The sequence below is a fragment of the Aureibaculum algae genome, from assembly GCF_006065315.1.
In the GTDB taxonomy this organism is placed as follows: Bacteria; Bacteroidota; Bacteroidia; order Flavobacteriales; family Flavobacteriaceae; genus Aureibaculum; species Aureibaculum algae.
The window spans coordinates 3606550-3617772 of record NZ_CP040749.1 but is presented as its reverse complement, the minus strand read 5'-3'; the positions used below and the strand labels follow the sequence as shown (position 1 = coordinate 3617772).

8 protein-coding genes are annotated in these 11223 nt (G+C 32.4%); 6 read left to right on the top strand and 2 right to left on the bottom strand.

From position 1 onward, the window contains the following. Positions 1-16 precede the first annotated feature (16 nt). The 5 genes from FF125_RS15240 (at position 17) to FF125_RS15220 (ending at position 6907) form a co-directional block, all read left to right on the top strand. Positions 17-1567, top strand: a complete 1551-nt coding sequence (locus FF125_RS15240; RefSeq protein ID WP_138952566.1) for a sulfatase — start codon at positions 17-19, stop codon at positions 1565-1567. 63 nt (positions 1568-1630) lie between these two features. After that, positions 1631-3787, top strand: a complete 2157-nt coding sequence (locus tag FF125_RS15235; RefSeq protein WP_138950569.1) for an alpha-galactosidase — start codon at positions 1631-1633, stop codon at positions 3785-3787. A 199-nt stretch (positions 3788-3986) separates the two neighbouring features. After that, a complete protein-coding gene (locus FF125_RS15230) occupies positions 3987-5303 on the top strand; it encodes a sugar MFS transporter (RefSeq protein WP_138950568.1) in 1317 nt (438 codons plus the stop codon). 17 nt (positions 5304-5320) lie between these two features. Further along, positions 5321-6412 carry an acyltransferase family protein gene (locus tag FF125_RS15225; RefSeq protein ID WP_138950567.1) on the top strand — a complete coding sequence of 364 codons (1092 nt, stop codon included), beginning with the start codon at positions 5321-5323 and terminating at the stop codon, positions 6410-6412. 66 nt (positions 6413-6478) lie between these two features. Continuing rightward, positions 6479-6907 carry a DUF6526 family protein gene (locus FF125_RS15220; RefSeq protein ID WP_138950566.1) on the top strand — a complete coding sequence of 143 codons (429 nt, stop codon included), beginning with the start codon at positions 6479-6481 and terminating at the stop codon, positions 6905-6907. Positions 6908-6946: 39 nt separating this feature from the next. Here FF125_RS15220 and FF125_RS15215 read toward each other — a convergent pair whose 3' ends face one another. Continuing rightward, a complete protein-coding gene (locus FF125_RS15215; protein WP_138950565.1) occupies positions 6947-7579 on the bottom strand; it encodes a DinB family protein in 633 nt (210 codons plus the stop codon). 146 nt (positions 7580-7725) lie between these two features. Here FF125_RS15215 and nhaC point away from each other — a divergent pair, with 146 nt between their 5' ends. Further along, the gene (nhaC, locus tag FF125_RS15210) at positions 7726-9213 is read left to right on the top strand and encodes a Na+/H+ antiporter NhaC (protein ID WP_138950564.1); all 1488 of its coding nucleotides are present in this window, start codon (positions 7726-7728) and stop codon (positions 9211-9213) included. Here the strand turns inward: nhaC and FF125_RS15205 are convergent. Beyond that, positions 9206-11176, bottom strand: a complete 1971-nt coding sequence (locus FF125_RS15205) for a putative porin (RefSeq protein WP_138950563.1) — start codon at positions 11174-11176, stop codon at positions 9206-9208. The genes nhaC and FF125_RS15205 overlap by 8 nt on opposite strands. Positions 11177-11223 lie beyond the last annotated feature (47 nt).

Genomic DNA, 11223 nt, shown 5'->3' with positions numbered 1-11223 from the left:
TAGTATGAAACATTGTATGAGAACCAAATGTCTACTGTTCGTTATTTTATTATTTGTAGTTTTAAATTGTCAAAAAAACACAAAAACCACTTCACAGGATTTATCGACACCTCCCAACATTGTACTTTTTTTAGTAGATGATATGGGGTGGCAAGACACGTCCGTACCGTTTTGGGATAAACGCACACCTTTTAATGATTTGTATCATACACCAAACATGGAACGATTGGCAAATGAAGGAATGAAATTTACGCAAGCCTATGCCACTGCGGTCTGTTCACCAACGCGGATAAGTTTAATGACCGGTATGAATGCTGCTAAGCATCAAGTTACCAATTGGACTTTAAATAAAGACGCTTTACAACCTATGGAATCAAATCATAAAACATTGTCATTCCCAAATTGGAATGTAAATGGTATGAGTCCGGTAGCAGGAGATGAAAATGCGATTTATGCCACACCATTGCCACAGGTATTAAATGATGCGGGTTATTATACAATTCATTCAGGAAAGGCACACTTAGGTGCAATTGGTACACCAGGAGAAAATCCATTGAACTTAGGTTTTGATGTAAATATTGCAGGACATGCAGCAGGAGCACCTGCAAGTTATTATGGAATGGAAAATTTTGGCAATGGTAAAAAAGGTCAAGAAGTATGGGCTGTACCTGGATTAGAGCAATACCATGGTAAAGATATTTATTTATCAGAAGCTATTACCTTAGAAGCTCTTAAAGCCATTGATACCGCAGTGCAAAATAAAAATCCATTTTTTTTATATATGTCACATTATGCAGTGCATTCTCCAATTATGGGAGACGATAGGTTTGTTCAGAAATATTATGATAAAGGTGTCGATTCTACAGAAGCTAAATATGCCTCAATGATTGAAGGTATGGATAAAAGTTTAGGAGATATTATGGATTTTATTGATGAAAAAAACATAGCAGATAATACCATAATATTATTTATGTCAGATAATGGAGGATTAAGTGCTGTTGCCCGTGGTGGCAAAAAACACATCCATAATAAACCACTTAATAGTGGTAAAGGCTCTGCTTATGAAGGAGGTATACGAGAACCAATGTTAGTGAAATGGCCAGGAAAAGTGAATGAGAAATCTAATACAGATAATTATGTAATTATTGAAGATTTTTATCCTACCATTCTTGAAATGGCAGGAATTGAAACCCCTAAAACAATTCAAAAAGTAGATGGGCAGAGTTTTGTGCCAATTTTAATTGGAGAAAGTCCTAAAACAAATGAACGTCCATTATTTTGGCATTATCCAAATTTTTGGGGAGCATCAGGTCCTGGAATTGGTTCCAGTAGTGCAGTTCGTCTAGGTGATTGGAAATTAATTTATTTTTATGAAAATCAGAAATTAGAATTGTATAATCTTAGTAAAGATATTGGAGAACTAAATAACTTAGCTGAGATAAATCCTGAAAAAGCGAAAGCATTGGCAATAATTTTGACAAATTATTTAAAAGAAGTAAAAGCTCAAATCCCCGCAGATAAAAAAAATGGAAAACAGATCCCTTATCCTGCTGAGGTTTTAAACTAATTAAAACAAATAGATATACTGTACGTTATGTATTAAATACTTTAATTCAACAACCAAATAAAAATGAAACCATTCCTTAAAATAGTCGCTCTACTCAGTATAACCTTAATTCTAAGTTTTACATTCATAGCTGAAAAAGCTAATGATTGGCTAATTGATAATACAGTTTATGAAGCTCAAGTTTTTAATAAGGGCAAAGATATTGTGTTGGCTAACGGTCTGATAACCAGAAAAATAAGAATGAGTCCTAATGCAGCTACGGTTGAATTTCGGAATGATGTTACTGGTGAAAATATGTTAAGAAGCATTAAACCAGAAGCAGAAGTTACAATTGATGGTAAGGTATATGCGGTAGGTGGTTTAACCGGACTTAAAGAACACGGTTATTTAAAAAATGAATGGATTGATGATTTAGAGACTGATGAATCTGCTTTTCAGTTTAAAAATTATACCAATAATCCAATTGATAGAAAAATAAAATGGAGTAAGAATAAAGAGTTTAATTTAGCTACCAAAGGATTTGCTACAGGTAGAGAAATTGTATTGGAGTTTAAACATAAATCACCTGATTTAAAAAAAATTAAAGTATTTGTACATTACGAAATTTATAATGGGGCTCCATTAATTTCTAAATGGATTACTATTGAGAATAATAGTGATAAAGCGGTTACTGTAGATGGATTTAAAAACGAAATGTTGGCTTTTCCTGAACCAGAAAATGCTGTAGATAAACCTGAGCAATGGTTACGTCCAAACATGCATGTAGAAAGTGATTACGCTTTTGGTGGATTTTCAGCAAGTTCAGCCAACCATACTATTTTTTATGAAAAAGATCCCGAGTATACTTCGCAAGTAAATTGGAACTTGGAAACGCCGTGTTTACTTGAAAGTAAATTGAAAGTTGGTCCGAACAAACTCTTACAGCCAAAGGAAACTTTTGAAAGTTTCCATACTTACGAACTCTTATTAGATGGCACGGACAGAGAACGGAATTCGTTAAGTAAACGAAAAATGTATCGTTTATTGGCTCCATGGTCAACTGAGAATCCAATTTTTATGCATTTAACAAGTACAGATTCAACAGAAGTTGTTTCTGCTATAGATCAATGTAAAGAAACCGGTTACGAAATGGTTATTTTAAGTTTTGGAAGTGGTTTAAATATGGAAGATACAACTGCTGTAAATATTCAAAAATTTAAAAACCTAGCAGATTATGCACATGGTAAAGGGATTGAATTGGGAGGTTATTCACTTTTTTCAAGCAGGAGAATAAGTGATGCCGTTGATGTAATTGATAAAAAAACAGGAAAGCCGGGCGGAGCAAAATTTGGAAATGCCCCTTGTTTGGCAAGTGAATGGGGAGAAAGTTATATTGAAAAATTGAAGTACTTTTTAGATAAAACGGGATTTGATTTACTAGAACATGACGGTCCATATCCTGGTGATTTTTGTGCTTCTACAAATCATAAACATCATAAAGGTTATGAAGATTCACAGTGGGAACAATGGAAAATGACCACTGATTTTTATCATTGGCTAAAGGATAAAAGAATTTATTTAAATGCTCCTGATTTTTATTATTTAAACGGTTCAAATAAATGTGGTATTGGGTATCGAGAAGTAAATTGGTCGTTACCAAGAGAGCAGCAAATTATGTTAGGTCGACAAAATATTTATGATGGTACTTGGGAAAAAACACCGTCAATGGCATGGACATTTGTACCGTTGACTGAATATCATGGAGGAGGAAAAGAAGCTACTTTAGAGCCGTTGAGCAAACATTTACTCGATTATGAAAAACATATGGTTCAGAATTATGGTGCTGGTGTACAAGCGTGTTATCGCGGCCCACGTTTATACGATACAGAAAAAACAAAAGAGCTTGTTATTGAACAAATAGATCATTATAAAAAATATAGAGAAATTCTAAATTCAGATATTATCCATTTAAGAAGACCAGATGGAAGGTCGTGGGATGGATTTATGCATGCCAATCCTGATAACTCTGAAAAAGGCTTTGTTATGTTATTTAATCCTACAGAAAACACTATAGACGAAGTTATAAAAGTACCATTATACTACACCGGTCTAACAGAATTTGCCACTATTGCAGAAAAAGGAAAGAAAAAAGGTAAAAAATACGAGTTGAATCGAAATTACGAGGTTGATTTAAGTGTAAAAATTCCGGCAAATGGATATACTTGGTTTGTAATAAACTAGAATATCGAGTTTTAAAAGCTGTAGTTAAATTAAGTAACTGATTTTAAATTTGGTCATTACATTAATGGGGTTATTGTATTGGTAGGTTCTAATATCTTGTTTGACGTTGTTGTATAGTCAATTGTAGAAAATTATACGAAATATTCAATAATTTTAGTACATTACCGTCTTTTAAAAATCAACCTATAATTTATAATTTATGACAACCCCTACTAAAAGCAACAGTAACTTAATACCAATGCTGATTATTGGAGCTATGTTCTTCATTTTCGGATTTGTAACTTGGATAAATGGAGTTTTAATTCCGTTTATGAAAACTATTAATGAGTTAACAGATACACAATCGTATTTAGTTGCATCAGCTTCTTATATCGCCTTTGTAGTAATGGCTTTACCATCATCTTATTTATTAAAAAAAGTAGGATATAAAAAGGGGATGTCCATTGGTTTAATATTAATGGCTGTTGGAGCGTTGGTGTTTATACCCGCGGCTGAAGCCAGAACCTATTGGATGTTTTTAGCAGGTATCTTTATTCAAGGTACAGGGATGACTTTATTACAGACTGCAGCAAACCCATATATAACGATATTAGGACCTATTGAGAGTGGAGCAAAACGGATTGCAATGATGGGAATTGCAAATAAAGTGGCAGGATCTTTAGGGTCAATAGTTTTTGGAGCATTACTATTATCGGGTATTGATGATATAAAAGATAAAGTGAGTACTGTTTCGTCTGATGAAAAGATGCAACTTTTAGATACTATGGCTAATAGTGTTGTGGTACCATATATAATTATGGCAGTCGTGTTATTTCTTTTTGGATTATTAGTTTTAAGAGCCCCATTACCAGAATTAGAGGGTGATCATGATGAGGAAGTTGCAGAAGGAGAAACAGCAAAAACTAGTATTTTTCAATTCCCACATTTATGGTTGGGAGTCTTAACTTTGTTTGTTTATGTAGGTGCAGAAGTAATTGCTGGTGATTCTATAATTGCCTATGGCTTATCACTTGGTATTCCAGCTGATGAGGCTAGTAAATTCACTTCATTTACTTTGGGAGCAATGGTATTTATGTACGCATTAGGTGTATTTTTGATACCCAAATATTTAAGTCAAGGCCTTGCCTTAAGAATTAGTGCTGTACTTGGTGTTATCTTTTCTGTTTGTATTTTATTAACTACTGGTTTTACATCTGTATTGTTTGTAGCGGCTTTAGGTATTGCCAATGCATTGGTTTGGCCAGCAGTTTGGCCATTAACATTACATGGTTTAGGTAAATTTACAAAAACGGCTTCCGCTTTATTAGTTATGGCTATTTCCGGGGGGGCAATCATTCCTCCATTATATGGTAGATTGGTAGATTCTGGTAAACATGAATTGATTGCTAGTGGTATTTCTGAAGCTGAAGCAATGGCGAGTTCTGCGAATAGTAGTTATTGGATTCTTTTACCTTGTTATATAATCATTTTGTATTATGCTGTTTGGGGGCATAAACTAGGTTTTAAAAAGAAATAATTATAACTTTTTAAATCATGAAAAATAGAGTTGAATCTGTAGATATTCTAAGGGGTTTAACCATAGTTGCTATGATTATGGTGAATAATCCAGGAAGTTGGGGGAGTATTTATCCACCACTTATGCATGCAGAATGGCATGGATTGACACCAACTGATTTGGTTTTTCCTTTCTTTTTATTTATTGTTGGTATTTCAATTTCTTACGCGTATAAAAACAAGCCCAATACTTGGTTAACTTATAAAAAAATAACCATTAGAAGTTTAAAATTAATAGGCTTAGGCTTATTCTTAGGATGGTTTTTGCCTTATTTTCCGTTTTTTAAAAGTTTTGAATCACTAAGGTTTCCTGGTGTTTTACAAAGAATAGGTGTCGTGTTTTTTATTGCGGCGATTTTATTTCTCAATTTTGATTGGAAGAAGTTATTTGCTATTGGTCTATTGATTTTAATAGGTTACTGGTTGTTTTTAGGCTTTGTTCCATTACCTGATGGTTCCATACCCACTTTTGATAGAGCTTCTAATAATTGGGCAAACTATATTGATTTAAATGTATTGGGTAATCATATGTGGAAAGATGATTATGATCCAGAAGGTTTGTTAAGTACGTTACCCGCCATTGTTACCTCTATTATAGGAATTTTAATAGGGAAGGTATTGGCTTCCAAAGAACTCAAGAAAACGCAATTTTTATTAATTACCGCTGCTGTTTTATTATGCACTGGGTATATATGGAGTCTTTGGTTTCCGTTAAATAAAGCGCTATGGTCAAGTAGTTTTGTGCTCGTAACAAGTGGTTGGGCAACACTAATTTTAGCCTTGGTTTATTATGTGACAGATGTTAAAAAAATAAAAATGGGCACTATATTTAAATATGTAGGAAGTAATGCCATTACCATATTTTTCTTATCAAGTTTTATAGCAAAAACGTTCTATCTTATAAAAATAGGGGAGAACCAAAGTATTCATTCCTGGTTATATCAAACCTTTTATACCAGTTGGATTTCAATTGACAAATTAGCATCACTAATGTATGCTTTAACGGTAATAACCTTCTATTTAGTTTTAGGATACATTATGTATAAGCGAAAGATTTTTATTAAGGTTTAGTATTTTTATGTAATACAATTATTTTCTTAAGTTTAAAACCATTAAATTCACCTAAACGTTACCCTTATGAATTCTCAAAATTATAAAAACCACGCTCGTTTTAGCCCAGTTTATCATTTTTTTGCCATACCACTATCTTTAATCGTACTAATTGGTACCATTGTTAATGTTGTAAAATCATCGGAACAAAATTTTTATAGTGCCACTTTATTAGTAATGGTTGCTCTTCTTTTAATATTGGCGATGCTTTTTGCTCGTACTTTTGCGTTAAAAGCACAAGATAGGGCTATCAGGGCAGAAGAAAATTTAAGACATTTTGTTTTATCAGGAAAACCATTAGATAGTAACCTAACGACACGTCAAATCATTGGTCTTCGTTTTGCTTCTGATGAAGAATTTCCAGATTTAGCAAAAAGAGCCGTAGCCGACAAATTATCGGAAAAAGAAATTAAGAAATTAGTAAAAAACTGGAGAGGCGATTATTACCGCATATAGAGACCGTTTGAAATTTTAATTTCAAACGGTCTCCTAATTTTAATACAACTTGTATTCAGGTGATTTAATGCCTTGCATTCTTAAAGATACCAATGCTTGCCCTCTATGATGTGCTGTATGCTCACCAATAAATTGAAATGCTTTTTCTTTTGCAAAAGCAGGTTGTTGCGGATCAAAAGGAACTACAAATGTTTCATCCAATTGTTCATCACTCATGTTTTGAAAGGTAGAAATAACCAAATTATAAGATTCGGAAATCGCTTTTAAACAGGCTTCTTTCGAAGTTCCCATATCCTTTTCCATTTTTGCGGCAGCAGCGAAATCTTCTTGACTTGGCATTGGTTCTCCCTTTACAAATAATGCAATTAAAAATTTTGACGAAGTGGCAATATGAGCCATTTGTTCTCCAAAGCTTCTTACAGAGTCCGTTGGTTTAAATGTATATTTATCGGCAGGCATAGCCTCTGCTATTTGAAGTGTATACGCCTTAGAGCTGCTTATTACTTCCATATATGCTTTTACCTTAGTGTTTTTGGTAGTTTTATTTTCAACTTTAATAAAAGCAACGGTACTCATTACAAGTATTCCAAGGGTAAAATAAATAATAGATTTTTGATTCACAATTAAAGAATTGCTCTTTTGATGTTCGTGATTTTTTTTTGAAAAGTTCATAATAAATTAGTTTAGTTTGCATTAAAGATAATAATAAAATTTTAACTCATTGGTAGTGAGTAAGTTTGACTTTTTGGATTTAACATGCTAATACCCTTTTATTGTCTTTAGTATTTTTCGTAATATTACAGTACAAAACCAACCTAATGGAAGACGAAAAGAATATTTCTGAAATTGATATAAGTTCTAAAGTTACACATAACAAAATAATAGATAATAAAGAACTTAATATTTGGGAAGCTTTGACTCCTGTTTTAATATTAATGGCCTTGTTAGCCTATAATATTTTTTATAAAGAAGGGGAATGGTTGGGTGAATATTCAAATCAGTTTATTTTGCTCATTGGTGGAGGTATAGCTGCTATAGTGGGTTTTTACAATAAAGTTCCTTTAAATATAATGCTTACCGAAATTTGGGAAAACTGGAAAAGTGTTTTTGTTCCCATTATGATTTTGTTTTTGGTTGGTGCTTTGGCTGGTACTTGGTTGGTAAGTGGGGTTATTCCAGCAATGGTGTATTATGGCCTTCAATTATTAAGTCCCAGTATATTTTTACCAGCTTCGGTTGTTATCGCTGCGGTAATTTCAATAGCAACTGGTAGTTCTTGGACAACTTCGGCCACAGTAGGTATCGCCCTAGTTGGTATTGGTACTGCACTGGGAATTCCTACAGGAATGATTGCTGGTGCTGTAATTTCAGGAGCTTATTTTGGTGATAAAATGTCACCTTTAAGTGATACTACAAATCTTGCTCCTGCCATGGCAGGCACAGATTTGTTTACGCATATAAAATACATGTCAATTACAACAGTACCGACAATTATAATAACTTTAATTGTGTTTGGAATACTAAGTGCTACAATAGAAACTAATGGTAATGCAGACGTAAGTAATTTATTGGATACTATAAAATCTACCTTTCATATATCACCTTATTTGTTTATTGTCCCCTTAACAGTAATTACGTTGATTTTATTAAAAACAAAACCTTTGATAGCCTTAAGTGCAGGGGTGTTATTAGCTGCTGTTTTTGCTTTTATTTTTCAGTCAGATATTTTAAGTAATTTGTCTGAAAGTAATTTTCAATCTATTATTAATGCGGTGTTTGTAGATACTGAAATTGTAACAACAAATGAAAAATTGAATGAATTATTTAGTTCTGGAGGTATGGAAGGTATGCTATGGACTATATTTTTAATTATTTGTGCTATGGTTTTTGGTGGTGTAATGGATGGCATAGGTGCATTGGCCAGAATTACGAAAGCCTTATTAAGTTTGGCATCTTCAGTTTTTGGCTTATTTTCGGCAACAGTAGTAAGTTGTTTAGGTTTAAATATTGTAGCTTCAGATCAGTATTTAGCCATAGTAATACCTGGAAAAATGTTTAAAAAAGCTTATGAAGATAAAGGTTTAGCACCTGAGAATTTAAGTAGAACTTTAGAAGATTCAGGTACGGTAACCTCAGTTTTAATACCATGGAATACTTGTGGAGCTTATCAATCTAGTGTTTTAGGTGTTGGTGTAGGTGAGTATTTTATCTATGCAATTTTTAATTGGTTAAGTCCTTTTATGACATTAATTTTTGCGGCATTCAATATAAAAATTAGAATGCTGGCTGGTAAGGAAATCAAATAAAGAAATTCCAAACCAAACCAAATCGAATAACAAAATCTCTATAGGGATAATTTGGTGCTGAATAATAATCTGCTGTTTTACTAAAACTAGAATTAAAGTGCTCAAATTTTAGATAAAGTCTAGTGCGTTGTACTTGTGCATTTATAAAAAAATCTAAAACGGGGTAACCACCAATTTCCTGTTCGTTTTGTAAATAAAATTCTGATAATACAGGGTTATAGCTATTGGCATAATATTTTGTAAAATAGTTTAATGTTACGCCAGTTTGAAGGTATAAAGGATCACCTTTAAATAAATGATCAGCAAAGTATAAGGTATTTCTAGTGACTAACTCAGGTACTCTAAAAACAGAACTTCCTTGGGCTACTTTTTGATACATTATAGTATTATCTAATGCAAATTTACCCAATCGTAATTCTTTAGATATTTTTAATTTAAGGTAATTTACAGTAAAATCTGTCTGACTAGGAGAAGTAAAACCGACAGTAGCAGTGTCTCCAAAATAGGCGTAATTATCTATTTGTGTAATTTGTGCAGAAGCGTTTAAAATTCTATCAGATTTTAAATCGAATAATAAGGTCCTTGTACGTTCATTTTTTAAGCTTCCAGACCAATTGAAATTGATATAATTACTTTGATTTAATTCAAAATTTAAGTTTGGTGATTTACTGTTTGTCAATAATGTGCCTTTAAAAGTAAAAAGACTGTCTTGCTTATATTCAGCAGAACCCTTAAAATAATTACCAACAAGGTCTCCAGATAATGTTGTTGCGGTTTCAACATTTATGTTGAATTTCTTAAAATTGGTTTGCCACGCTCCACCAATAGAAACAGAATTCCCTTTTATTGATGAAGGAACTAAATCATCACCAAAATAAACGGCACTATTATAATTGTAATTGTAATTAAAATGTGTTGCTTTAAATTGTAGTTCACCCAATACCAAAGGCGATTTTAAAGCAACAAAGCCTTCATTTTTTAATGTAATATAGTTTAATTTATCAGCAATACTTGTATCAAAGGCATCTCCAAAAATACTATTTGCAGCCGTTTGTGTGAAGTAATAATGTTTGCGTTCGTAATTGAAAATATGCCCAACTTTTAAATAACTCTTTTTATGACGTACCGTATCATTTCGTTGCCAAATTTTATAATTGTGATCTAAATAATACCTATTTCCACGTAAGGAGCTTAACCCGTCTTCAAAATTTGTTTCTAATCTACCTCTATCACTAAAATTAGGATCTTTACTTTCAAAATAGGATAAAGATAACTCTGGTAATCCCCCATTATCTTGATTTGATAGGTCTTGTGCCGTTATATGAGCATTTAAATTGTAGGCATCATTTTTAGTTTGATAACTATATGTAAAACGCATGTTACCATGGCTACTTAAAGTACTTCTGTATTTTCCTAAGGAACGTAATCCTTTATAAGCAATAGAAATATTTTGACGTTCAGAGGTGTTAAAAGTTAATAGTGCATCTAAAAATTGACCTTGCTCCAAGCCGGTTCTGTAGGCTAATTCAGAAGTGGGAGTAGGTACCTTATAATAGTTGATGTCTTCTATTTCGTAATAGTTAAAATGCATGGCTCTATTTCCCATTTCAGGAAATAATGAAACTTCAGAAAAATCATAGCCTAAACTATTAAAAGTTTGTCCTTGATTTTGAAAAGCTAATAATTCAAAATTATCTTTACGTAAAAAATTAAATATATAATCTTTATTTATTGTTAAGGTAGTATCAATATAAGTGGTATCTCCTTCATAAGAAATTTTTTTATAATCGGTATAATGTGTTTTTCCACTTAGTTGCACATCAATCATACGATTATCTCTTACAGAGTCTCTTTCTGAAAGATCTTCTCCATTAATTCCTCTTGGTGAATTAATAGGGTTAATTTGAGAGTGTATACCAAAGCTGAAGCAAAGGGTTAATAGTAAAAAAAAGTATTTTTGCATAAACTTATAATTGCGACAAAGGTAAAATAATTGTTTGATAAAATTTT

Excerpts from the sequence above, each read along its gene's own strand:
- FF125_RS15240 (WP_138952566.1), top strand. The coding sequence starts at position 17 with ATGAGAACCAAATGTCTACTGTTCGTTATTTTATTATTTGTAGTTTTA.
- FF125_RS15235 (WP_138950569.1), top strand. The coding sequence starts at position 1,631 with ATGAAACCATTCCTTAAAATAGTCGCTCTACTCAGTATAACCTTAATT.
- FF125_RS15230 (WP_138950568.1), top strand. The coding sequence starts at position 3,987 with ATGACAACCCCTACTAAAAGCAACAGTAACTTAATACCAATGCTGATT.
- FF125_RS15225 (WP_138950567.1), top strand. The coding sequence starts at position 5,321 with ATGAAAAATAGAGTTGAATCTGTAGATATTCTAAGGGGTTTAACCATA.
- FF125_RS15220 (WP_138950566.1), top strand. The coding sequence starts at position 6,479 with ATGAATTCTCAAAATTATAAAAACCACGCTCGTTTTAGCCCAGTTTAT.
- FF125_RS15215 (WP_138950565.1), bottom strand. The coding sequence starts at position 7,579 with ATGAACTTTTCAAAAAAAAATCACGAACATCAAAAGAGCAATTCTTTA.
- nhaC (WP_138950564.1), top strand. The coding sequence starts at position 7,726 with ATGGAAGACGAAAAGAATATTTCTGAAATTGATATAAGTTCTAAAGTT.
- FF125_RS15205 (WP_138950563.1), bottom strand. The coding sequence starts at position 11,176 with ATGCAAAAATACTTTTTTTTACTATTAACCCTTTGCTTCAGCTTTGGT.